Below are 22,662 nucleotides of genomic sequence, written 5' to 3' on the forward strand. Positions count from 1 at the left end.
GCTAGCTTACCGGGACATCCTGCCAGCCGCCACCCAGAGCCCGGTACAGATCCACCGTCGCCAGTAGCCAGGCCGCGCGTTGCTGCACCAGGCTATCCTGGCTCTGGAAGTACGAGCGTTGGGTATCGAGCAGATTCTGCAGGTCGATGGCGCCGGCCTTGTAGCGGGCCTGGGCCAGTTCGAAGGCGAGTTCCGACTCGTCGGTGGCGGCCTCCTGCAGCTGATATTGCCGGCGCGCCTGCTGTAATGCGCCGAGCGCGGTATCGGCATCGATCAGTGCATCCAGAATCGCTCGCTGATAGCCGATCACTGCTTCCTGCTGGCTGGCCTCGCTGATATCCACCTGGGCGCGCAGCCTGCCGCCGTCGAAGATCGGCTGGGTCAGACCGGCGACCAGGCTCCAGGGATTCAGCGGGTTGCTGACCAGATCGGACAGTGCTGAACTCTGCGCACCATAGCTGCCGGTCAGCTGAATGCTCGGGTAGAGCGCGGCGCGCGCAACGGTCAGGTTGGCATTGGCGGCGAGCAGACGCTGCTCGCTGGCGCGGATGTCCGGACGGCGGTTGAGCAGTTCGGAGGGCAGGCCGGCACCCGGTTCGGGCACGGCAATATCTGTCATTGCCGGCAGCGCGCCGGGTACGAACTCCGGCCCCTGGCCCAGCAGCAGGGCCAGGCTGTTGCGCAGTTGCAGGGTCTGCTGTTCAAGTGCCGGCAGGTTGGCACGTAGCTGGGCCACCAGCGCGCGCTGTTGGCTGACCGCCAGACTATCATCGGCACCGTAGCGGTAGCGGGCCTCGACGATGCGCAGCACCTGCTCGGCCGCCGCCAGATTATCCCGCGCCAGGCGCAGGCGTGCCTGGTTTTCCAATAGCTGGAACCAGTTGCTGGCGACACTGGCGTCGGTGGTTATGGCCAGTGCTTCCAGATCGTAGCGGCTGGCGTTCAGGTTGGCCGCAGCGGCTTCGACGGCGGCGCGGTTGCGGCCCCAGAAATCGATTTCGTAGCTGGCGCTCAGGCTGGCATTGAAATTGTTGTTCACATCACCGTCGCCGCTGTTGCCGCCACGCCGACCACTGACGCTGCCGTCGACATTTGGCAGCAGCGCAGCACCGCTCTGACGTAGTTGAGCATCGGCCTGCAGCAGGCGGGTCGCGGCGCTGGCCAGGTCGAGGTTGCCGGTGCGCGCCTGGGCCATCAGGCGGGACAGCTGTGGTGCCTCATATTGCATCCACCAGCGGGCTTCCGGCCAGAGCTGGGAGTCCGGTGTCTGGTTCCACTGGGTGGGCGGTTGCAGGGCGGCCTGCGGTACCGGTGTGTTCAGGCTGCAACCTGCCAGCAAGACGGCGAATGAAAGGGTAAGAAAGTGTCTAGTCCGCACTGAGGGCCACCACTGGATCAAGATGCGCTGCCTTGTGGGCAGGCATGAAGCCGAAAATCAGGCCGGTTGCAAAGGCGCAGCCGAAGGCCAGCAGCACCGGGCCGGCGGTGAATTGGATCGATGTGCCGAAGGATTGCAGCATGGCTGCAAAGCCCAGGCCGACCGCCACACCGATGGCGCCACCAATGGCCGAGACCACCATGGCTTCGATGATGAACTGCTGCAGAATATTGCGTGTACGCGCTCCGGTAGCCATGCGGATGCCGATCTCCCGGGTACGCTCGGAGACGTTCACCAGCATGATGTTCATCACGCCGATGCCGCCGACCAGCAGGGAAATGGCAGCGATCGAGCCGAGCAGCACGGTAAAGGTGTCCTGGGTACTGGCAATATTTTCCAGCAAGGAGGCCATGTTGCGAATCTGGAAGTCTTCGATCCCCGAATGGTTGGCCATGATTGCCTGGCGCACTGCTTCCTGGGTGGCGTCGGAGAGACTGAGATCATCAATCAGTACGCTGATACTGCCCAGATGCCGTGAGCCGATCAATCGGTTGCTGGCTGTATTCAACGGCACGAAGACCGCATCATCCTGATCCTGCCCCCAGGGCGTGGCGCCTTTTTCCTGCATCACGCCGATGATCAGAAAGGGTACATTGCGGATCAGCATATATTGGCCCAGCGGGTCGGCATCGCCATACAGATTGGTGGCGACGGTGCGGCCGATTACTGCGACCGCGGCGTAGCGACGGTTGTCCTCGTCATTGATGAACACGCCTGAGGCCAGCGGCCAGCTCTTGGCCAGTGGATAATCGGCCGTGGTACCGGTGACCTGGGTCTGGGCATCGGTGTTGCCGGCGCGCACGGTGGCGCGAGTATCGACTTCGGGTACGGCAGCGACCACGTTGTCCACCCGGGAGGCGACAACGGCGTCCTCGGGCGTCAGGGTGTTGGTGGTGCCGTCAGCCGAGCGCCGGGTATTGGGCGCGCCGGGTCGCACCAGCAGCAGATTGGTGCCCATGTCGCTGATGCGTTCGACCACGTCCTGGCGTGCACCGTTGCCGACCGCGAGCATGACCACCACCGAGGCCACGCCGATAACGATGCCCAGCAAGGTCAGCACGGTTCGGAACAGATTGGCCTGCAGCGCCCGCAAGGCCATGCGCACCGCTTCATTGATATCACCGAAAGCGGCCAGACCCTGCTTGGGTGCGGGACGGGGCGGTGGTGTTGCCAGCTGCTGCGCGGGGCTGGGCTTGCGTCCGCTGTCATGAGTGATGCGACCATCGCGGATCTCGATCAGGCGGTCGGCATGGTTGGCGACCTCCCGATCGTGGGTGATGACGATAACGGTCTTGCCGCGGGCATGCAGATCCTTCAGCAGCTCGAGCACGTCGTGGCCGCTCTTGCTGTCCAGTGCGCCGGTAGGTTCGTCGGCCAGTAGAATGCGCGCATCATTCATCAATGCGCGGGCAATGGAGACACGCTGTTGCTGCCCGCCGGACAGCTGGTTGGGGCGGTTCTGCAGGCGTTCGCCCAGGCCCAGCCCTGTGAGCAGTTCCTCGGCACGGGCATGGCGCACATCCCGCGGCAGACCGGCATAAATGGCGGGCACTTCCACATTCTCGGTGGCGTTGGCCGAGGAGATCAGATGGTAACTCTGAAAGATGAAGCCAAAGGTGCGGCTGCGCAGGCCAGCCAGCTGGTCGCTGTCCAGCCTGGCGATATCCTCACCTTCGAACAGGTAGCGGCCGGTGGTGGGTTTGTCCAGACAGCCGAGCAGATGCATCAGCGTCGATTTGCCCGAGCCCGAGGCGCCCATGATGGCGACGAATTCACCGGCGTGGATGTCCAGCGCCACATCATGCAGCACCGTGGTCGACAGTTCGCCGTTGCGATAGGTACGACTGATGCCCTCGAGGCTGATCAATGGCTCGTTCATCAGAACCTCGGCCGGCGTTGGCCGCGCTCAGCTGTCGATGGGGCACTGGTACCGCCGGAGATCACGACTTCATCACCTTCCGCAAGCCCTTCCAGCACTTCAGCGCTGACCCGGGTCATGGTGCCGACGGTAATGACGCGATGCTGCGGCTGGCCATTTTCCAGTACCTGAACGGTGTAGCGCTTGCCTGCGCCGGCGCCCGGCCGTTGCTGCACTGGCTGCAGTGCGGATACCGGGATGGTCAGTACATTATCCGCGGCGGCCTTGACAAAGAATACCTGGGCGCTCATCTGTGGCAGCAGCTTGCCGTCGGGGTTGGGCACGTCGAACAGGGCATTGAACAGCACCACGTTGTTGACGATTTCCGGGGTTGGCAGGATCTGCCGCAGCACGCCTTCACGGCGCACGTCCGGTTGCCCGAGGGTGGTAAACCAGACCGGCATGTCGACTTTGAGCTGGGTGATATCCGCCTCTGAGACCTGGGTACGCACGGTCATGGTGCTCAGGTCGGCTATCTGCACGATGATCGGCGCGGTCTGGTTGGCGTTCAGTGTCTGTCCCTGATTGGCCAATTGGTCGACCACAGTGCCGCTCATGGGGGCATAGATGCGGGTGTAGCTCAGGTCGGCGCGGGCTTCCTTGAGCTGGGACTCCAACTGGCGGATCTGCGCCTTGAGTGCGGCGATCTGTGCGGTGGCCGAGCGCAGGCTGGCGTCAGCCTGTTCCACGGCTTCCTGACTTGTGGCGTCGAGCTTGATGAGGTTGCGCTGACGTTCTGCCTGCAAGCGGGCCAGCGTCCGCGTGGCTTCGCGGTCGGCAAGTTGTGCCTGAAGGTTCTCCAGCTGGGCTTCGGTGGCTTCCACCTTGGCCAGATAGATGGTGTCGTCTATTTCCGCCAGCAACTGGCCTTCTTCGACCTGATGACCTTCCTCGACGTGCAACACCTCCAGTTGGCCGGAGACCTGGGTGCCGACATCGACGTAATTGAGCGGCTCCAGGGTGCCCAGGGCGGTGACGCTGTCCTCGATATCGCTGCGTTCGACTGCCGCTGTGACCACTTCCGGTGCCTTTTCCGTCGGCCAGAAATACCAGGCCAACCCGGCAACGAGCGCCAGCACGGCTAACAGCCAGAGAAAACGCCTGGAAGATGACATAGAGGTATCCTTGATTCGAATCGTGTGCAATGGCGCACAGTTTAACGAGGTGCAATGTCAATCGGGGCAGCGGCTGGGTAAAGAAACTGTAAAGCCGGATCACTCCAACCAGCGATACAGCGTCCGGCGGGTGATGCCGAGGATGTCGGCCGCGCGACGCTTGTTGCCGCCGGTGGCCTGTACTACCTGCTGGATGTACTGGCGTTGTACTGTTTCCAGAGTGGGCATGCCTTCCGGCTCGTTGCTCACCGGGAGCTGTGTTGCCGGGCCGCTGGTGCTGGAGACGGGCAGCGGCTGGCCGGCTGGTTGTTCGCAGATCCGCTGTGGCAGATGGTGTATCTCGATCAGCGGGGTATCGCAGAAAGTGGCGGCGCGCTCCACGGCGTTCTGCAATTCGCGCACGTTGCCCGGGAAGGTATAACCCTGCAGTATGGCCAGCGCCTCATCGCTGAAGCCCTTGATGCTGCGCTGCTGGCGCGCATTGAAGCGGGTCAGGAAGAACTCGGCAAGACGCTGTATATCATCCCCCCGGGCGCGTAGCGGCGGAACCTGCAGGGCGAAGGTTTCCAGCCGGTAGAACAGGTCCTCGCGAAAACTGCCATCAGCCACAGCCTCGGTCAGATTGCGATTGGTGGCGCCGATGATGTGCACATCCAGTTGAATCTCATGATCGCTGCCTACCGGCCGCACCTTGCCGTCCTGCAGCACGCGCAGCAGCTTGGCCTGCAGCGAGAGCGGCATTTCGCCCAACTCGTCGAGCAACAGGGTGCCGCCATCGGCCTGCTGAAACAGCCCGGCTCGCTGATTGCGGGCGCCGGTGAAGGCGCCTGCCGCGTGGCCGAAGAACTCGCTTTCCATCAGCTCGCCGGGGATGCCGCCGCAGTTGACCACCATGTAGGGTCCATCCCGGCGGCTGCTCTGGTCATGCAGGGCGCGGGCGACCAGTTCCTTGCCGGTGCCGCTTTCGCCTTGCACCAATACCGGACCGTCGGCCGAGGCGATCTGGCGGATATTGTGAAACAGCTGCTGCATGGCCTGGCTTTGGCCGATGATGCCGTTGAACTGCTCGACGGCCAACAGGCTGCGGTAGTGCTGGACTTCATTGCGCAGGCGGCGGTTTTCCAGCAGGCGGCTGACGGTCAGCAGAAAATGGTCCATTTCCAGCGGCTTGGTCAGAAAGTCATCGGCGCCGGCCTGCAGCGCCTTGACGGCCTGCTGCACCGAGCCGAACGCGGTAATGATAAGTACCGCCGGCGGCATGTCGCACTGGCTGAGCGCCGGCAGCAGGCTCAGGCCGTCGGCGCCGGGTAGCCGCAGGTCGCTCACCAGCAGGTCGGGCGTCTCGCTGTGCAGCACCTGCAAGCCCTGTTCGGCATCTGCGCAGGCGGTGACTCGGTAACCTTCAGCCTCCAGTTCTTCCTGCAACAGTTCGCGCAGGCCACGGTCATCTTCCACCAGCAGTATGTGGTCGGTCTGAGTCATTGCTGCAGCTCCTTTGCGGACAGGACAAGGGGTAACGTCAGGCAAGCCGAGCAGCCACCGCCGGTTCGGTTGCTCAGAACCAGGGTGCCGCCATGTTCTTCGGCTACAGCCTGAACGATGGCCAGGCCGAGGCCAGTGCCTTCACCGGGAGATTTAGTGGTGAAAAAGGGCTCAAGCAGGCTTTCCAGGCTATGGTCCGCCGGTAACCCCGGGCCGTCATCGGTTACACAGATGGTCAATGTGCGGGAATCCGCCTCCGCGGTAATGCCTATCTGATTGGTCGATGCCTGAAGTGCATTGCGTAGCAGATTCAGCAAGGCCAGTTCCAGGCGCCCCGCATCGGCGCAGAAAGCCGGCAATGCCGGGGAGATCTGTGCATCCAGCACACGCTCGGCAGCTTCCAGCTCGGGACGCATGGCCTCGATCGCACTTTCGATCAGCAGCGCAGGTGTCACGTCGCGGGGTTGAGTGGCGGCAGGTCGGCAGTAATCCAGCAACTGCCGTACCGTGCGGGTCAGCCGGCTGACCTGATTGCGGATGCCATCGAGGTTGCGCAGCTGCTGCTCGTCCAGGCTGCCGGAGCGTTGCAGGCGGCGAGCACGACCATCGATCACGCTCAGCGGTGCGCCGAGTTCATGGGCGATGCCCCGGGCCATGCTGCCGATGGCGACCATCTTCTCGTTGTCCTTGAGGCGCGCCACCAGTTGGGTTTCGGCGGCGCGGTGCTCATCCAGGTCCCGGTGCGCCTGTTCGATACTGTCGAGCATCTGATTCAGGCCGTGAGCGAGACTGGCTACCTCATCCGGCCCTTCCAGTGCGGCGCGGTGCGACAGATCCCCCTTGGCGACCCGCTCCATATGGGCCAGCAATTTGTCTACATGGCGACCGACGCCGCCGTAATGACCGAGCATCACCCCGGCCAGAATGACCAGACTGAACAGGCCCCAGACCAGCCAGGCGATGATGGTCAACTGCTGCAGAGCGTGGCCGAAATCACTGGCGCGCCGCGTGATCTGGATCAGACCCTGGATCTGCCCGGCAGTATCAAATAACGGTAGAAAGTGGGAAAACAGACTGCGTCCGGCGACCCGGCTGAATGCCTCCTGGCCTTCGCCGGTGGTGCGAATACGATCCGGGATGGTGGTGCCGGTAAGGTCGGTTTCGGTAATGCCAGCCGAGGCGATGCGATTGCCATCCACATCGAATACCGATGCGCCATAAACCTCACCCAGCACGAATACCGAACCCAGTGCCAATTCCACCGCCTGCATATTGCCCTGGTTCAGTGCCGAACCGACCGGAATGCTGATGGCTCGGCCAATCAGTTCCAGATCATTTTTAAGTCGCTGTTCCTGAAACTGACTGGCTTGACCCAAGCCGAAGCGGATGCCCAAGGCAGTGAGCAAGACGATAGGCAGCACGACGAAGAGCAGCAGGGTGCGTTGCAGACCATTGATACGAAGCCGGGCTTGGGGTGATGAGATTGTGTTCATTTTTGACCGGGTATTTTTTGCTCATGTGCAGTATGTATACATTTATCGGAGGCGTCGGTACAGAAATATTGAAGAGGAAAAACTGCATTAATTAATTAAAATTTATACTTTTCAATGAGTTACATTATTAAAACCGAAGCTGGCACGGATAATGGATTGTTTCGATTACTTTCAACTGAAGGAGAAGCACCTCATGAACAATCTCAAGACACTGACCGCCGCCATCGCTTTCGCCACCTTCGGGATCGGCGCTCCTGCTGTCATGGCTCAGGCCGGAGGCGCTCCTGCTCAGCAACAGTATGAACAGGGTCAGCCAGCGGCCGCCCCGATCAGCGATGACAACCTGGAAAAATTTGTTGAGGCCGATGCCGATGTGGCTGAGCTGCGTGACGAGTTTTCCGAGAAGCTGAGCAAGGCAGAAGACCAGGAAGAAGCTCAGAAACTCCAGCTTGAAGCCCAGGAAAAAATGGTTGAAGCAGTTCAGGACGCGGATCTGGACGTACCCACCTATAACGAAATCGCCACCCGCATGCAGACTGATCCAGAACTGCAGCAGCGTGCTCAAAGCATGAAATAAGGCTGACTATGCAGTACAGAAGAGGGAGCCTGTGGGCTCCCTTTTTTATGCCTGTGCGCCAGCTACAGATATTCGGCCCGCGCGCCGAGGCCATCTTTCAGGTGGTCAACCAGCTTTCTGACCTTGGGTGACAGATGCCGTTGCTGAGGGTAGAGCGCCCATACTGCGGTATGCGGGGGCTGGTGCTGGGTGAGCAGGGAGCGCAGGGCGCCGCTGCGCAGATGCTCCTGCACATAATAGTCGGGCAATTGACACAAACCGAACCCGCGCAGCGCCGCGTCCAGTACGGTGCGCCCGCTGTTGCACCGCCAGTTTCCGGTGATCCGCACCGGTATCTCGCGGCCGGATTCGAGGAAGGTCCAGGTGTCGCTGCTACCGATCAGACAATTGTGTCGGGGCAGTTCCGAGAGGCTGTGCGGTGCGCCGTGATGTTCGAGATACATTGGCGAAGCGCACAGGTACATGCTCCGTGGCGCCAGGCGGGTGGCGACCAAGCGGGAATCCTGCAGTCGCCCGAGGCGGATGGCGAGGTCGAACTGACCATGCAGCAGGTCAAGCGTCTGATTGGTCAGTGACATTTCGATACGCAGCCGTGGGTGCTGCTGCAGGAAGTCATTGACCAGAGGCATGATGAACTCCTCGCCGTAGGCCACCGAACAGGTCATGCGCAGCAGTCCCTTGGGCTCGCTGGATAAATCGGTGACCGCCTGTAGCGCTTCATCCCGCGCGTCCTGCAGGTGCTGGCAATGTTGCAGAAAAGTCTGCCCCGCTTCGGTGAGGGTCACCCTGCGGGTGCTGCGATAGAACAATCGGGTCTGCAATCGGTCTTCCAGACGGGCAATCTGTCGGCTGACGTGGGAGGAGGAAACGCCGAGCTTGTTGGCGGCGCCGCTGAAATGGCCCAGTTCGGCAACGGCGACGAATTCGTCGAGTCCGCTCCAACGACTCATGTCTGGCTTTCCGGCATTGGATTATCCCTATGTGGCAATAATGTTTTGTCTGGCGGCCTATTATCCACACTCGGCCGGTTGACTACACTCTCTCTGTTCTTTCATTCATCTGGAGACGGAGGGTCCCCCATGATCAAATCCCGCGCCGCTGTGGCATTCGAAGCCGGCAAACCCCTGGAAATCGTTGAAGTTGATGTGGCCCCGCCGAAGGCCGGTGAGGTACTGGTACGCATCGTTGCCACTGGTGTTTGTCATACTGACGCTTTCACGCTCTCGGGGGATGATCCCGAAGGCGTATTCCCAGCTATTCTCGGCCATGAAGGCGGTGGCATCGTCGAGGCGGTGGGGGAGGGCGTCACCTCTCTGGCAGTGGGTGATCACGTGATTCCGCTGTATACCGCCGAGTGCCGCGAGTGCAAATTCTGCAAATCCGGCAAGACCAATCTGTGCAGTTCCGTACGCGAAACTCAGGGCAAGGGTCTGATGCCCGACGGCACCACGCGTTTCTCCTATAAGGGTCAGCCGATCTATCACTACATGGGGTGCTCGACCTTTTCCGAGTACACCGTCCTGCCGGAAGTTTCCCTGGCCAAGATCCAGAAGGAAGCGCCGCTGGAAGAAGTCTGCCTGCTCGGCTGTGGCGTCACCACCGGCATCGGTGCTGTTCTGAATACTGCCAAGGTGGAGCCTGGCTCCAGTGTGGCGATCTTCGGTCTGGGTGGCATCGGTCTGGCGGCGATCATCGGCGCGAAGATGGCCGGTGCCACGCGCATCATCGCCATCGACGTCAATCCGTCCAAGTTCGACAAGGCCCGTGAGCTGGGTGCGACCGAGTTCGTCAACCCGAAGGATCATGAGCAGCCGATCCAGCAAGTGATCGTCGAGATGACCGACGGTGGTGTGGATTACTCCTTCGAGTGCGTCGGCAACGTCGATCTGATGCGTGCGGCATTGGAGTGCTGTCACAAGGGTTGGGGTGAATCGACCATCATCGGTGTGGCCGGGGCGGGTCAGGAGATCAGCACGCGACCGTTCCAGCTGGTCACCGGCCGCGTATGGCGCGGTAGCGCCTTTGGTGGCGTGAAAGGTCGTACCGAACTGCCCGGTTATGTGGAAAAAGCGCAGAAAGGCGAGATTCCGCTGGATGCCTTCATCACGCATACCATGGGACTGGAGGACATCAACAAGGCCTTCGATCTGATGCATGAAGGCAAGAGCATTCGGTCGGTCATTCATTTCTAAACCACAACGAGCGGCAAGCGTGACGCCTGCCGCTCGTGTTGAGTTCGGAGAATTCCATGTCTATCGAATTGATTTCTGCCAATAAGAGTTTCGGCGGATGGAACAAGCGTTACCGGTATCGCTCAGCGGTGCTGGGCAGTGATACGGTCTTCGGCATCTATCTGCCGCCGCAGGCTGATCAGAGCGAGCCGTTGCCGGTGCTGTATTGGCTTTCGGGATTGACCTGCAACGATGAGAACTTCATGCACAAGGCCGGCGCGCAGAAGCTGGCGGCTGAGCTGGGCGTGGTCATCGTCGCGCCGGACACCAGCCCGCGCGGAGAGGGCGTGCCGGATGATCCTGAAGGTGCCTGGGATTTCGGGCTGGGTGCGGGATTCTACGTCAATGCGACCGAGCAGCCCTGGGCTGGGCATTACCGTATGTATGATCATGTCGTCAGCGAGCTGCCGGCGGTGATCGAGGCGAATTTCCCGGTCTCGGATCAACGCAGCATCAGCGGTCATTCCATGGGTGGCCACGGTGCGTTGATCTGTGCACTGAAGAACCCGGGACGTTACCAATCGGTATCGGCCTTCGCGCCCATCACCAACCCGATGGATTGCCCGTGGGGTCACAAGGCCTTCGGCAATTATCTGGGCAGTGATCGGGAGGCCTGGAAGCAGTGGGACGCCTGCGAGCTGATCGCCGATGCGCCGGAGCGCCTGCCGCTGCTGGTTGATCAGGGTGAGGCGGACAACTTCCTTGCCGAACAGCTCAAGCCTGAGGCTCTGGAAGCGGCTGCGGCCGCTGCTGGGCATCCGCTGACCTTGCGTTGCCAGCCGGGTTACGACCATAGCTATTACTTCATCGCCAGTTTTATCGACGATCATCTGCGTCATCATGCTCGGGCGCTAGGGCGACTGTAACTCCGATTTATGGGGAGGGAAAAGGTTGGTCGGCAGGGTCTGCGCCGACACGTCGTAAATACGTCCCTGTAGGCTCGCGGTTGCCATCCATGGCAACCGACGGTCGGCTCAAACCCTGCCGACCAACCTTTTCCAGAGCCTTTTGTATGGCTGATGGTTTTTAAGCCCTCAGCCACACTAATGCTCATACCTTTGCAGCGGGAGCGGCCTACAGGGATGTATTCACGGCGTGTCCCAGGTAGGCGGCTCCCGCTGCAAAGGCTACTCAGAACACGAAGCGGCAACAGACCTGACTTTCGCAACATGCACAAAACCCCGCAACGCTTCTGCCTGTAACCCGGACGCTGTAATATCCCCCTTTCGTTTTTCAGCTCAGCAGGTGTTTCATGCGCATTGGTCACGGCTATGACGTCCACCGTTTCGGTGATGGCGACTTCATTACTCTGGGTGGATTGCGGATTGCCCATGATCGGGGGCTGATTGCCCATTCCGATGGGGATGTGGTGCTGCATGCGCTGACCGACGCGATTCTCGGTGCTGCCGCGTTGGGCGATATCGGCCGGCATTTCCCCGACACCGATCCGCAATTCAAGGGCGCCGATAGCCGCGTGCTGCTGCGCCATGCCTTGTCGCTGGTGCATGCCAAGGGGTGGCAGGTGGGCAATGTGGACGTGACCATCGCCGCCCAGGCGCCGAAGCTGGCGCCGCATATCGACATCATGTGCCAGCGCGTGGCTGAGGATCTGCAGGTCGAGCTCGATCAGGTCAACATCAAAGCCACCACCACCGAGAAGCTCGGCTTCGTCGGCCGCAAGGAGGGGATTGCCGTGGATGCGGTAGCCCTGCTGCTACCCCGATGAGCAGCGATGACAGCCAGTGGCTGGGCCCGCGGGCACTGGGTGAGCCCTGCGGGCGGGCGGTGCTCAAGGCGCAGCCGGAGGACTTTCGGGTTACTGAAGTACTTGATATTGAATTGAGTGGGCAGGGCGAACATCTCTGGTTGTTGATTGAAAAACGCGATCTCAATACTGAAGATGTAGCACGCCAGCTGGCCAAGGCGGCCGGCATCAAATTGCGCGATGTCAGCTATGCGGGCATCAAGGATCGCCGGGCAATTACCAGCCAGTGGTTCAGCCTGCAGCTGCCAGGTAAAGCCGATCCGGACTTCTCGCCGCTGTGGAGTGATAATCTGCGCTGCCTGGCCGGCCAGCGCCATTCACGTAAATTGCAGCGCGGTGCGCACAGTGCCAATCGTTTCGTCATCCGCCTGAGCAGCTTGCAGGCCGAGCGCGAGCAGCTGGATGCGCGGCTGCAGACTATCGCTGGTGTGGGTGTGCCGAACTATTTCGGCCCGCAGCGCTTCGGTCGGGACGGCGGCAATATTGATCAGGCGCGCCAATGGGCTGAGCGGGGCGGTCTGCCCCCGGCTCGTGGGACCCGGTCGCGTTTGTTGTCCACTGCGCGCAGTCTGCTGTTCAACCGCGTGCTGGCGCAACGGGTCCGCGATTCGAGCTGGAACCAGTTGTTGGCCGGTGATTGTCTGGCGTTCACCGATAGCCGCAGCCACTTTGCAGCCGAGCGGCTGGCAGCCGATGACCGTCGCTTCGAGGAGTTGGATATTCATCCCACGGGGCCTTTGTGGGGTGTCGGTGAGTTGCCGAGTGCGCAAGCCGTGCAGGTGTTGGAGCAGACGGTAGCGGCGGGCGAGCCGGGACTGTGCCAATGGTTGGAAAGTGCCGGGCTCGAACAGCAAAGACGTATCTTGCGCCTCCCCATAACGGGGCTGACGTGGCATTATCCTTCACTGGATTGTCTTGAAATTGAATTCACCCTGCCGACCGGCTGCTTCGCTACCGCAGTATTGCGAGAACTGCTGTTGCTGACTGATGAGCCTGGTGGCGGACTGGAAAGTGAAACCTGATGCGTATTCTCATTGCCAATGATGATGGTGTACTGGCGCCAGGGCTGACGGCTCTGCACGGTGCGTTGGACGATTATGCCGATTGCGTGGTGGTCGCGCCCCATGAAGACCGAAGCGGAGCCAGCAGCGCGCTGACACTGGACAAGCCGCTGCGCCCTTTCTACCTGGAAAACGGCTTTGTCGGCCTCAACGGCACACCTACCGACTGTGTGCACCTGGGGGTCAACTCCTTGTTTGCCGACAGTGTCGACATGGTGGTGTCAGGTATCAACCTGGGAGCCAACCTGGGCGACGACGTGCTGTACTCTGGCACTGTCGCGGCGGCTCTGGAAGGGCGCTTTCTAGCCAAGCCGGCGATGGCCTTTTCGCTGGTCAGTCGCCAGACCGATAATCTGCCCGCTGCGGCAGCGATCGCTCGTACGCTGGTCGAGGCGCATGAGCAGCTTGAGTTGCCACCGCGCACTATCCTCAATGTGAATATTCCCAACCTGCCGCTTGAACGCATCAAGGGCATTGTGCTGACCCGGCTGGGGCATCGCAACCGTGCGGCCAAGCCGGTCAAGTGGACCGATCCGAGGGGCAAGGAAGGTTATTGGATTTCCGTGGCTGGTGATGCCGAAGATGGCGGCGAAGGAACCGATTTCAATGCGGTGATGCAGGGCTATGTGTCGGTTACGCCACTGCGTATCGACAAGACGCATTATGAAGTGTTCGATCACCTGGATGGCTGGCTGGGCAATCTGAGGGCGAAAACCAATGCGTGAGGAGCTCTTGAAGTCCGGGATTGGCATGACTTCCCAGCGCACCCGCGAACGCCTGTTGGAGCGTCTGTTCGAAGAGGGTATCCGTAACCTCCATGTACTTGAGGCCATCCGCCGTACACCGCGCCATCTGTTTCTCGATGAGGCGCTGGCGCACCGGGCTTATGAAGATACCGCGCTACCCATAGGCCATAACCAGACACTCTCCCAGCCTTACATAGTGGCGCGGATGACCGAGTTGCTTCTGGCTGGCGGGCCGCTGGACAAGGTGCTGGAAGTTGGCACCGGTTCGGGGTATCAGACCGCCATTCTGGCGCAAGTGGTCGAGAGAGTGTTCTCTGTGGAGCGAATCATGCCGCTGCAGGAGCGAGCCAAGGCGGTGCTCAAGGATATCGACATCCGCAACGTGGTATTCCGACATGCCGACGGCAACTGGGGCTGGCCACAATACGGGCCCTATGATGCGATTCTGGTCACCGCGGCGCCTGCCGAAGTGCCTACGGAGTTGCTTGGCCAGTTGGCAGATCGCGGGCGGATGGTGATTCCGGTTGGCGAACATGAACAATTTCTCACTGTTGTGACCCGCGAAGGGGATCAATTCATCCGCCAGCAGGTCGAACCTGTACGTTTCGTTCCCTTGCTGGCAGGAGCTATCCGCTTTTGAATCGCCTTTTTTCCGAGTATCTATTGATCTTTTTCAAGGGCATGGCCATGGGCGCTGCCGATGTGGTGCCGGGCGTGTCGGGCGGCACCATTGCCTTCATCACGGGTATCTATGACCGGCTGCTGGCTGCTATCAGCGCCTGCACTCCTAATAAGCTGGTGTGGCTGCTGCGTGGCCGGATTCGGGAAACCTGGCAGTCCATTGACGGTAATTTTCTGGTGGCGTTGCTGGCCGGGGTGGTTACCAGTATCGCCACCCTGGCGAATCTGATCAGCTATCTCCTGGGCGAGCACCCAGAGCTGGTCTGGTCTTTCTTCTTCGGCCTGATCCTGGTCTCGGTGGTACTGGTAGGTCGGGAAATTCAACGCTGGAACCTGTGGACCCTCGCGATGTTGCTGGTGGGGGCGGCCTTCGCTTATGTCATTACCGTGGCGGCACCGCTGCAATGGCCGGTCAATCCAGTGATGATCTTTCTGGCTGGCGCGATCGCCATCTGCGCCATGATTCTGCCCGGTATATCGGGCAGTTTCATCCTGTTGCTGCTGGGTTTGTACGCAACAGTGCTGGGCGCGGTGAGATCCTTCGATGTGACCTTGCTGACGGTTTTCATCTTCGGTTGTCTCGTCGGCATCCTGAGCTTTTCCCGATTGCTGTCCTGGCTGCTGCAACATGCACGCGATGTCACCCTGGCGTTTCTGACAGGGCTGATGCTAGGTTCGTTGAACAAGGTCTGGCCATGGAAGCAAACGCTGACCTGGCGTGAAAACAGCCAAGGCGTCATGGAGCCGCTGCAACAGGTCAATCTGTTGCCGAGCAACTATGAACTCCTTACCGGAGCAGCATCCTACTGGACCGGTGGTGTAATGCTGATGCTGGCAGCTATCGTACTGGTGCTGGGGCTGGAATGGTTCGGCCAACGACTGCGCCAGGATTGAGATGCCAGTGAGAAAAACCTACCCGCGCGAAATATGGGGGATGATTGTGAGGCAATGGAGCAGCAGAGTCGGACTACCCGCAGTCTTGCTTCTTGCATCGTTGCTGGCAGCTTGCGCGGGACCCATCGGTAGCATTCCGGTTGACGATCGCAGTCGTGGCGGCAAGCGTGCTGATCAGGTGACGTCTGGCTCCCACATCGTCCGTCGTGGTGAAACCCTCTATCAGATCGCTTTCCGTTACGGCTGGGACTGGAAAGCCCTTGCCGCGAATAATGGCATGCGTGAGCCTTTTATCATCTATCCGGGACAACGTATCAGCCTCGCGACCCGGGCAGGGGGAGTCACTCGCACTACCACTCCGATAGCCCAGGCGAAGCCGGCAACCGGTGCACCGGTGAAATCCACTCCGGTCCCGGTATCCGCTCCGGTTACAAGTAGACCGCAGAAACAAGCTGTTACAAAAAAACCGGCGCCCGTTGCAGCGCCCGCTGCGCTTACTGGCTGGAAGTGGCCGGCCCAGGGCCCATTGATCGCGCGTTTCCAGTCGAACGCCAGTTTGAATAAAGGGATTGATATTGCTGGCGAGTTGGGTCAGCCTGTTCTAGCCGCCGCAAACGGTACGGTTGTGTATGCGGGACGTGGGCTGCTGGGTTACGGGGACATGATCATCGTCAAACATGATGAGGATTTTCTCAGTGCCTACGCACACAACAGCCGCTTGCTGGTTAAGGAAGGGGAGCAGGTCAGAGTCGGGCAGAGAATTGCGGAGATGGGTAACAGTGGCACCGACCGGGTCAAACTGCACTTCGAGATCCGCCGTCGCGGCCAACCGGTAGATCCCCTTGGTTATTTGCCCAAACTGTGAACTTGCTTCAAGATAAATCGGTATCGGCGTTGTCATAATTTCCAGGCACACTGCAGGGAGCACTGGATTGGCGAAGCGGGGTAGCCAATCCCGGCGATAGTCAGCGGAGGCTGACACGCACCGGATTGCGCTATGCGATCCGACCGTGTTTCGACTGAAGATGGGGCATGCAAAAATGGCTGTTAATAATAATGCGCCTGATGATCTGGAGCTTGTGGATCAGACCAGGCCTGACGAACCCGAGACTGCGGATGAGCCAGATCGCGTTCGGGTTGCCACTCCTCGTAATCACAAACGCGAAAATGCGTTTGAATTCACCCGGCAGCTTGATGCCACTCAGATGTACCTCAATGAAATCGGCTTCTCACCACTTCTCACTCCCGAGGAAGAGGTTTATTTCGCCCGGCTCGCGCTGAAGGGTGATGAGGCTGGTCGCAAGCGCATGATCGAAAGCAATCTGCGGTTGGTGGTCAAGATTGCCCGGCGCTACGTCAACCGGGGGTTGACCCTGCTGGATCTGATCGAAGAAGGTAACCTCGGTTTGATCCGGGCTGTCGAGAAATTCGATCCCGAGCGCGGTTTCCGTTTTTCAACCTACGCCACCTGGTGGATTCGTCAGACCATCGAGCGGGCCATCATGAATCAGACGCGTACCATACGTCTGCCGATTCACGTGGTGAAGGAGCTGAACATCTATCTGCGCGCTGCGCGCGAGCTGACCCAGAAACTCGACCATGAGCCAACGCCCGAGGAGATCGCCGAGCTGCTGGACCGCCCGGTCGCGGACGTCAAGCGCATGCTCGGGTTGAACGAGCGGGTGGCGTCGGTGGACGTTTCACTGGGAGCGGATTCGGACAAGACCCTGCTCGATACCCTGGCAGATGATATGGCTGAGGATCCGCTGGAGCGTCTGCAGAATGACGACCTCAATGCCAGTATCGATATGTGGCTGTCGGAGTTGAGCGAGAAGCAGCGCGAGGTAGTCACCAGACGCTTTGGTCTGCGCGGCCATGAAAGCAGCACGCTGGAAGAAGTGGGTCGGGAGATCGGCCTGACCCGCGAGCGCGTACGCCAGATTCAGGTCGAGGCGCTCAAGCGCCTGCGCGACATCTTCGAGCAGCACGGCCTGTCAGGTGAATCGCTGTTCCAATGAAATTGCGCCACTTTGATGGTGCCTGCAGCAAACGCAAAACGGGAACCCATGGGTTCCCGTTTTGCGTTTTCCCGTTCTGTGCGAAGATAAGCCGCGCTGTATCGGGCAGCGTGGAAAAGGAGAAGGTCGAATGGATTGGACTCACGTTCTGGTTTGGGTGGTGGTAGCGGTACTGATCATATTGTCGATCTATGGGATCACTCTGTATAACCAGCTGGTCAACATCAAGCATGCGGTGAGTCGGGCCTGGGCCAATATCGATGTGTTGCTGCGCCAGCGTCACGAGGAATTACCCAAGCTGGTGGAGGCCTGCCGGCAGTATATGCAATATGAACAGGGTACGCTGGAGCGGGTGATCAACGCGCGCAACGCGGTCAGCCAGGCGCGCGACCGCTCGGATCTGAAGCAGCTGGGGCAGGCCGAAACTGCGCTGCGCAATGGTCTCGGTCAGCTGTTTGCACTCGCTGAAGGTTACCCCGAATTGCAGGCCAGTACATCGTTCCAGCACCTGCAACAACGCATCTCCGGATTGGAGAGCGGCATTGCTGATCGCCGTGAGCTGTATAACGCTGCGGTGAACATCAATAATGTGCGTATCGAGCAGTTTCCCGACGTGCTGATCGCGCGACTGTTTTCCTTCCAGGCCGCCGAACTATTGCAATTCTCCGAGGCGGACAAGGCTGACGTGGATCTTCGCCAGCTGTTCTCATGATTGATCTGTACGGGGTTTTACTCGTATCCAGGGGCGTGCATGCCGCCATTACCGGGGCCAGCTCCCTGCTGACCCTGTGGTTGCTGTACCGCATGTTCAGCCGTTTGCGCCGAGCCCGTTGGGTTGAGGACACGCCGACTTCGAAAATCCGCTCTGCGGCGCAGGGACTGGTTGAGCTGGTTGGGCAGTTAGAGGGCGGCGGGCACGCACCGCTGCATTCTCCATTGGCTGGCCGACCTTGTCTGTGGTATCGCTTTACCGTCGAGGAGCTGCAGCGCCGGGGCAGGAGTACTGAATGGCGCACAGTGGAACGTGGTCGTTCCGACCGACCTTTCCTGCTGCGTGATGAGACCGGCAGTTGCTGGATCCTGCCCCAGGACGCAGAGGTTCATCCTCGGCTGCGCAGGCGCTGGGAAGGCAACCGGCGTTGGCCGCTGGGAAACAAGGCACAGACCGGTGTGCTGGGTGCGTTGCTCGGACGCCGCTACCGTTATACCGAAGAATACCTGCAGGAAGCCGACCTTCTCTATGCGCTGGGCTGGTTCGAGAGTCGTGGCGGTGGTCGGGATGCCATCGACCCGCATTCGGTAGCGCGACAGATCATCAGCAGCTGGAAGGCTGACTATCCAGATCTGCTGGCGCGTTTTGACCGCAACCGCGACGGCCAGCTTGATCAGGCTGAATGGGAGCGGGTGCGCACAGCAGCTGCTCTCGAGGCGCAACGTCAGGTACGCAGCGCGGGAGAATTACCGACGGTGCATGCGCTTGCCGGGCCGCCGCACAAGGGGTTACCTTTTCTTCTGTCCGATCACCATGAACACGACCTCAGTCGCAAGCTGCGCCGTCAATCGGGCTGGAGCATGGCTGGCATGCTGCTGGCTGGCGGCCTGGCAGGCTGGTTGTGGCTTGCTCTACTTTGATGATGGTATTTCAGTGGTCGCGCTCATAATCCTGTAACCACTCGATCAGTGCGGCGGCCGTCAATGGGCGGCTGTAGAAATAGCCCTGGCCCTCATGGCAGCCTTCCCGTTGCAGGTAGGCCTGTTGTTCAGCCGACTCCACACCCTCGGCTATCACCTGCATATTCAGGTTGCGGCCAAGCTGGATGATGACCCGCACGATGTTCTGGTCGCCCGAGTCAGACAGCAGGTCGCTGGTGAAACTCTTGTCGATCTTGATCTTGTCCAGCGGCAATCTGCGCAGATAGCTGAGTGATGAGTAGCCGGTACCGAAGTCGTCCAACGCGATCAATACACCGGTGCGCTTCAGTTCATTCAGGTGTCGGGCCGCGGCATGAATGTCTTCCATCAGGCCGGTTTCGGTGACTTCCAGTTCCAGGCTGTTGTGTGGCAGTGCGTAGCGCTGCAATACGCGTGTGACTATCATCGGCAGGTCGGGATGGTGTAGCTGGACGGTCGACAGGTTGACCGACATGCGCAGATGCGTTCGGCCAGCGTCGTGCCATTCCCGCAATTGTCGGCAGGCCTGATCCAGTACCCATTCACCAATGGCGATGATGGCTCCGCTCTGTTCTGCCAACGGAATAAACAGATCCGGTGGCACCAGGCCGCGCTCGGGATGATGCCAGCGCAGCAGCGCCTCGAAGCCAACCACCCGGTGATCAACCAGGTTGATCTGTGGCTGATATACCAGATGAAATTCATTGCGCATTAGTGCATCGCGCAGGCTGGAAGCCAGCTCGCGGCGCACGCGCATTTCGCTGTCCACGCTGGCGATATAGAACTGATAGCGGTTACGTGAGCGGACCTTGGCCAGCATCATCGTCTGTTCGGCTTTCTGCAGCAATTTACCCGCGTCCCTGCCGTCCTCCGGAAACAGGGTAATGCCGATGGTGGCCTGAACGGCTACCTGATGCCTGTCTATCTGGAGTGGCTGACCCAGCTCCTCAAGTACCTGCTGCGCCAGCTCGGCTACCTCGTAAGGCTCGGTGACATCGGGGACGACCAGTGCGAACTGATCACCGCCGAGGCGTGCGATACTGGCCAGCCGCCCGCTGTGCGCGCGCAAACGTTCGGCCACGTCGATCAATGCACGGTCGCCGACCTGATAGCTGAACCTCTCATTTACTTCCTTGAAGTCATCCAGCCCGCAGCACAGTACAGCGACGCTGTGTTGGCGGCGGCCGGCTTCGGCGAGAACCCGTATCAGTTGATCCAGCAACAGGCTGCGGTTGGGCAGGCCGGTCAGTTGGTCATGGCGGGCCATGTGGCGCATGCTGGCTTCTGCCTCGTGGCGCTGGCTGCGGTTGCGCTCGATGGATTCCAGCAATTCGTTGACCTTGGTGATCCACAGCCCCAATTCATTCTTTTCATGGCCGGTCAGCATGGGAATCAGTGTTCGACCTGGCCGTTCTGGATCAATATTGGCGATATGCTCGATGATGCGGGCCAGCGGACGGGTCAGCAGGATGTGATATACCAGATAGACGGCGGCGGCCATCAACAGGGCGCGCAGCAGACCCGTGACCAGGATGACCAATGAATTGCGCAGCAAGATCTGGCCATAGGGCGCGGTGTCCAATGTCAGGCGCAGATCACCATAGTATTCGTTGTAGGGCGCACGGCCATACAGGCTCGTACTGAAGCTTTGCTCGACACCGAGAACCTGGTCGGTGAGATAACGATAAGATGACGAGATCAAAGGCCGCTCGCGGCTGGCAAGAGGCTCTTCATCGGGGTGACCGATGGCAGCGAAGCGGACTGCCTTGTGGGCGAAAAGACCTTCAATGACCTGGGTGGCCATTTCCCTGTCGAGACTGAATATCGCCTGGCTGGCCGGATCGTGAAACATGGCCAGAATCTGGCTGGCATCCCGGGCAATGGCTTGCCGTTCGGTGCGCAGGTCGAACGATATCTGGGCCAGGCTCAATAACACGCCTACCAGTAATGCCCACAATAACACCAGCTTCAAAAGCTTGACTGAAAGACTGTGCCGGCGATTCACTTTCAACTCGGGCTGTCCTTTTCTCTGTTTACCACATCATGCATTCGTAACCGAGGTGGCGCAACAGCTGAAAACAAAACACCCCGCACGAGGGCGGGGTGTTTTGAAGGAAAACCGGACTCAGCCAGCGAAGTTTTTCGCGACGAAATCCCAGTTGACCAGATTCCAGAACGCTTCGACATACTTCGGACGGGCGTTGCGGTAATCGATGTAGTAGGCGTGTTCCCAGACGTCACAGGTCAGCAGCGGAGTGTCACCGGAGGTGATCGGGTTGCCGGCGCCAATGGTGCTGGCCAGCGCCAGGGAGCCGTCAGCTTTCTTCACCAGCCAGCCCCAGCCGGAACCGAAAGTGCCGATGGAGGTTTTGCTGAACTCATCCTTGAATGCGGCAAAGGAACCGAACGCCTTGTTGATGGCTTCGGCCAGCTCGCCAGTAGGCTCACCACCACCGTTGGGGCTCAGGCAGTTCCAGTAGAAGGTGTGGTTCCACACCTGGGCTGCGTTGTTGAATACGCCGCCGCTGGAGGTCTTGATGATTTCTTCCAGGCTCTTGCCTTCGTAATCGGTACCAGCGATCAGGTTGTTCAGGTTGACCACGTAGGTGTTGTGGTGCTTGTCGTGGTGGTATTCCAGAGTCTCGGCGGAGATGTGCGGCTGGAGGGCGGTCTTCTCATAAGGAAGTGCGGGCAATTCGAAAGGCATGGTCTCTCTCCATCTTCAGGTTATCGGGGTCGGTTCGGTGTTGCGCATTCCTGGTCGGGGTCTCCTCAAGCCAGTCAAACACAGGCGCCGCCCCTGTTTATAGCAGCCAAGATCATAGCATTCTGTGTCGGGGCTAGCCATGCTGCAAGTATCAATGCCGATTCAGCCGGGCCATGCTAGAGACCAGGCCACCCGAAGCATCATGGCGGCAACGCCGAGGTCGATCAGCCGCCAGGTCAACGGGCGCTGCAGCCATGGCGCGAGCCGGGCCGCGCCGAGGGCCAGGCTGAAGAACCAGACCACGGAGGCACTGGCCGCGCCCAGGGTGAACAATGCCGGCAGGCTCTGCTGGGCGCCGATTGAGCCAATCAGCACCAGCGTATCGAGATAGACATGGGGATTGAGCAAGGTGACCGCCAGAGTAGTCAGTAGTACAGCGCGGCGCGAGCGTATTGGACGACCGGCGTCCATGCCGATCAGACTCTGGTTACCCAGGGCGCGGTGCAGCGCGCGCAAGGCGTAGCCGATCAGAAAGACGATGCCGCCCCAGCGTGTGATCTCCATGGCCAGCGGATACTGCTGCAGCAGCGAGGCCAGGCCGTAGGTGCCAGCGCTCACCAATAGGGCATCGCAGGTCATGCAGACCACGGCTGCGCTGAGGTGGTGCTCCCGGCGCAGGCCCTGAGCCAGAACAAAGGCATTCTGCGCCCCGATGGCCATGATCAGGCCGGCTGCTACCAGAAATCCGTTGATATAACTGCCGAACCCTTGCATACCGATGTCCACTGCGAAAAAGAGAGGTGGCAGTCTGCTGGGTTATTGATTATAAGAGAAACCAATATTGCTGATGGTATATAAGAATATT

Annotated in this window: 21 protein-coding genes; 12 read left to right on the forward strand and 9 right to left on the reverse strand. The window is 60.1% G+C overall.

Going from position 1 to position 22,662, the window contains the following annotated elements; translation table 11 throughout:
• Position 1: 1 nt before the first annotated feature.
• The 5 genes from BLU11_RS03965 to BLU11_RS03985 form a co-directional block, all read right to left on the reverse strand.
• Positions 2–1,378 carry an efflux transporter outer membrane subunit gene (locus tag BLU11_RS03965; protein ID WP_157718545.1) on the reverse strand — a complete coding sequence of 459 codons (1,377 nt, stop codon included), beginning with the start codon at positions 1,376–1,378 and terminating at the stop codon, positions 2–4.
• A complete protein-coding gene (locus BLU11_RS03970; protein WP_090272147.1) occupies positions 1,368–3,317 on the reverse strand; it encodes a MacB family efflux pump subunit in 1,950 nt (649 codons plus the stop codon). Before BLU11_RS03970 ends, BLU11_RS03965 begins: the two co-directional genes overlap by 11 nt.
• Positions 3,317–4,471, reverse strand: a complete 1,155-nt coding sequence (locus BLU11_RS03975; RefSeq protein WP_090272148.1) for an efflux RND transporter periplasmic adaptor subunit — start codon at positions 4,469–4,471, stop codon at positions 3,317–3,319. Before BLU11_RS03975 ends, BLU11_RS03970 begins: the two co-directional genes overlap by 1 nt.
• A 99-nt stretch (positions 4,472–4,570) precedes the next feature.
• Positions 4,571–5,953: a sigma-54-dependent transcriptional regulator gene (locus BLU11_RS03980; protein ID WP_090272149.1), complete on the reverse strand. Its 1,383-nt coding sequence runs from the start codon at positions 5,951–5,953 to the stop codon at positions 4,571–4,573.
• Positions 5,950–7,446, reverse strand: coding sequence for a sensor histidine kinase (locus BLU11_RS03985; RefSeq protein WP_090272150.1), 1,497 nt, complete (start codon positions 7,444–7,446; stop codon positions 5,950–5,952). The genes BLU11_RS03980 and BLU11_RS03985 overlap by 4 nt, the downstream gene beginning before the upstream one ends.
• Positions 7,447–7,639: 193 nt before the next feature.
• Between BLU11_RS03985 and BLU11_RS03990 the strand changes: the two genes are divergently transcribed.
• The gene (locus tag BLU11_RS03990) at positions 7,640–8,023 is read left to right on the forward strand and encodes a DUF4168 domain-containing protein (RefSeq protein ID WP_157718547.1); all 384 of its coding nucleotides are present in this window, start codon (positions 7,640–7,642) and stop codon (positions 8,021–8,023) included.
• Between the two features lie 62 nt (positions 8,024–8,085).
• Here BLU11_RS03990 and BLU11_RS03995 read toward each other — a convergent pair whose 3' ends face one another.
• Positions 8,086–8,973 carry a LysR substrate-binding domain-containing protein gene (locus BLU11_RS03995; RefSeq protein WP_090272152.1) on the reverse strand — a complete coding sequence of 296 codons (888 nt, stop codon included), beginning with the start codon at positions 8,971–8,973 and terminating at the stop codon, positions 8,086–8,088.
• 129 nt (positions 8,974–9,102) lie between these two features.
• Here BLU11_RS03995 and BLU11_RS04000 point away from each other — a divergent pair, with 129 nt between their 5' ends.
• The 11 genes from BLU11_RS04000 (at position 9,103) to BLU11_RS04050 (ending at position 19,051) form a co-directional block, all read left to right on the forward strand.
• Positions 9,103–10,215 (forward strand): S-(hydroxymethyl)glutathione dehydrogenase/class III alcohol dehydrogenase, encoded by a 1,113-nt coding sequence (locus tag BLU11_RS04000; protein ID WP_090272153.1) that lies wholly within the window; start codon positions 9,103–9,105, stop codon positions 10,213–10,215.
• 56 nt (positions 10,216–10,271) lie between these two features.
• Entirely contained in the window at positions 10,272–11,120 is an 849-nt protein-coding gene (gene fghA, locus BLU11_RS04005; protein ID WP_090272154.1) for an S-formylglutathione hydrolase, read from the forward strand.
• Positions 11,121–11,506: 386 nt separating this feature from the next.
• On the forward strand, positions 11,507–11,980 hold the full coding sequence (ispF, locus tag BLU11_RS04010) for a 2-C-methyl-D-erythritol 2,4-cyclodiphosphate synthase (RefSeq protein ID WP_090272155.1): 474 nt from the start codon (positions 11,507–11,509) through the stop codon (positions 11,978–11,980).
• Positions 11,977–13,041: a tRNA pseudouridine(13) synthase TruD gene (gene truD, locus BLU11_RS04015; protein ID WP_090272156.1), complete on the forward strand. Its 1,065-nt coding sequence runs from the start codon at positions 11,977–11,979 to the stop codon at positions 13,039–13,041. The genes ispF and truD overlap by 4 nt, the downstream gene beginning before the upstream one ends.
• Positions 13,041–13,805 carry a 5'/3'-nucleotidase SurE gene (gene surE / locus BLU11_RS04020; protein WP_090272157.1) on the forward strand — a complete coding sequence of 255 codons (765 nt, stop codon included), beginning with the start codon at positions 13,041–13,043 and terminating at the stop codon, positions 13,803–13,805. Before truD ends, surE begins: the two co-directional genes overlap by 1 nt.
• Entirely contained in the window at positions 13,798–14,466 is a 669-nt protein-coding gene (locus tag BLU11_RS04025; RefSeq protein ID WP_090272158.1) for a protein-L-isoaspartate(D-aspartate) O-methyltransferase, read from the forward strand. The genes surE and BLU11_RS04025 overlap by 8 nt, the downstream gene beginning before the upstream one ends.
• A gap of 41 nt (positions 14,467–14,507) precedes the next feature.
• Positions 14,508–15,401: a DUF368 domain-containing protein gene (locus BLU11_RS04030; RefSeq protein ID WP_090276227.1), complete on the forward strand. Its 894-nt coding sequence runs from the start codon at positions 14,508–14,510 to the stop codon at positions 15,399–15,401.
• A 40-nt stretch (positions 15,402–15,441) separates the two neighbouring features.
• A complete protein-coding gene (locus BLU11_RS04035; RefSeq protein ID WP_090276229.1) occupies positions 15,442–16,266 on the forward strand; it encodes a peptidoglycan DD-metalloendopeptidase family protein in 825 nt (274 codons plus the stop codon).
• A 175-nt stretch (positions 16,267–16,441) separates the two neighbouring features.
• Positions 16,442–17,419 carry an RNA polymerase sigma factor RpoS gene (gene rpoS / locus BLU11_RS04040; RefSeq protein ID WP_090272159.1) on the forward strand — a complete coding sequence of 326 codons (978 nt, stop codon included), beginning with the start codon at positions 16,442–16,444 and terminating at the stop codon, positions 17,417–17,419.
• Positions 17,420–17,549: 130 nt separating this feature from the next.
• Positions 17,550–18,131: a LemA family protein gene (locus tag BLU11_RS04045; protein ID WP_090272160.1), complete on the forward strand. Its 582-nt coding sequence runs from the start codon at positions 17,550–17,552 to the stop codon at positions 18,129–18,131.
• A complete protein-coding gene (locus tag BLU11_RS04050; RefSeq protein ID WP_090272161.1) occupies positions 18,128–19,051 on the forward strand; it encodes a GIDE domain-containing protein in 924 nt (307 codons plus the stop codon). The genes BLU11_RS04045 and BLU11_RS04050 overlap by 4 nt, the downstream gene beginning before the upstream one ends.
• 10 nt (positions 19,052–19,061) lie before the next feature.
• On the opposite strand, the gene BLU11_RS04055 is transcribed toward BLU11_RS04050, so the two are convergent.
• The 3 genes from BLU11_RS04055 to BLU11_RS04065 all read right to left on the reverse strand — a co-directional run bounded on the left by BLU11_RS04055 (position 19,062) and on the right by BLU11_RS04065 (position 22,571).
• Positions 19,062–21,101, reverse strand: coding sequence for a putative bifunctional diguanylate cyclase/phosphodiesterase (locus BLU11_RS04055; RefSeq protein WP_090272162.1), 2,040 nt, complete (start codon positions 21,099–21,101; stop codon positions 19,062–19,064).
• 114 nt (positions 21,102–21,215) lie between these two features.
• Entirely contained in the window at positions 21,216–21,797 is a 582-nt protein-coding gene (sodB, locus tag BLU11_RS04060; protein ID WP_090272163.1) for a superoxide dismutase [Fe], read from the reverse strand.
• 162 nt (positions 21,798–21,959) lie between these two features.
• On the reverse strand, positions 21,960–22,571 hold the full coding sequence (locus BLU11_RS04065) for a LysE/ArgO family amino acid transporter (protein WP_090272164.1): 612 nt from the start codon (positions 22,569–22,571) through the stop codon (positions 21,960–21,962).
• Between the last annotated feature and the right edge of the window lie 91 nt (positions 22,572–22,662).

This window comes from Halopseudomonas litoralis, from assembly GCF_900105005.1.
In the GTDB taxonomy this organism is placed as follows: domain Bacteria; phylum Pseudomonadota; class Gammaproteobacteria; order Pseudomonadales; family Pseudomonadaceae; genus Halopseudomonas; species Halopseudomonas litoralis.

Coding starts and splice junctions, on each gene's coding strand:
- BLU11_RS03995 (WP_090272152.1), bottom strand. CDS start 8,973: ATGAGTCGTTGGAGCGGACTCGACGAATTCGTCGCCGTTGCCGAACTG.
- BLU11_RS04030 (WP_090276227.1), top strand. CDS start 14,508: ATGGCCATGGGCGCTGCCGATGTGGTGCCGGGCGTGTCGGGCGGCACC.
- ispF (WP_090272155.1), top strand. CDS start 11,507: ATGCGCATTGGTCACGGCTATGACGTCCACCGTTTCGGTGATGGCGAC.
- BLU11_RS03970 (WP_090272147.1), bottom strand. CDS start 3,317: ATGAACGAGCCATTGATCAGCCTCGAGGGCATCAGTCGTACCTATCGC.
- truD (WP_090272156.1), top strand. CDS start 11,977: ATGAGCAGCGATGACAGCCAGTGGCTGGGCCCGCGGGCACTGGGTGAG.
- BLU11_RS04035 (WP_090276229.1), top strand. CDS start 15,442: ATGATTGTGAGGCAATGGAGCAGCAGAGTCGGACTACCCGCAGTCTTG.
- sodB (WP_090272163.1), bottom strand. CDS start 21,797: ATGCCTTTCGAATTGCCCGCACTTCCTTATGAGAAGACCGCCCTCCAG.
- BLU11_RS04025 (WP_090272158.1), top strand. CDS start 13,798: ATGCGTGAGGAGCTCTTGAAGTCCGGGATTGGCATGACTTCCCAGCGC.
- BLU11_RS04050 (WP_090272161.1), top strand. CDS start 18,128: ATGATTGATCTGTACGGGGTTTTACTCGTATCCAGGGGCGTGCATGCC.
- BLU11_RS03990 (WP_157718547.1), top strand. CDS start 7,640: ATGAACAATCTCAAGACACTGACCGCCGCCATCGCTTTCGCCACCTTC.
- fghA (WP_090272154.1), top strand. CDS start 10,272: ATGTCTATCGAATTGATTTCTGCCAATAAGAGTTTCGGCGGATGGAAC.
- BLU11_RS04045 (WP_090272160.1), top strand. CDS start 17,550: ATGGATTGGACTCACGTTCTGGTTTGGGTGGTGGTAGCGGTACTGATC.
- BLU11_RS03985 (WP_090272150.1), bottom strand. CDS start 7,446: ATGAACACAATCTCATCACCCCAAGCCCGGCTTCGTATCAATGGTCTG.
- rpoS (WP_090272159.1), top strand. CDS start 16,442: ATGGCTGTTAATAATAATGCGCCTGATGATCTGGAGCTTGTGGATCAG.
- surE (WP_090272157.1), top strand. CDS start 13,041: ATGCGTATTCTCATTGCCAATGATGATGGTGTACTGGCGCCAGGGCTG.
- BLU11_RS03980 (WP_090272149.1), bottom strand. CDS start 5,953: ATGACTCAGACCGACCACATACTGCTGGTGGAAGATGACCGTGGCCTG.
- BLU11_RS04000 (WP_090272153.1), top strand. CDS start 9,103: ATGATCAAATCCCGCGCCGCTGTGGCATTCGAAGCCGGCAAACCCCTG.
- BLU11_RS04065 (WP_090272164.1), bottom strand. CDS start 22,571: ATGCAAGGGTTCGGCAGTTATATCAACGGATTTCTGGTAGCAGCCGGC.
- BLU11_RS03975 (WP_090272148.1), bottom strand. CDS start 4,471: ATGTCATCTTCCAGGCGTTTTCTCTGGCTGTTAGCCGTGCTGGCGCTC.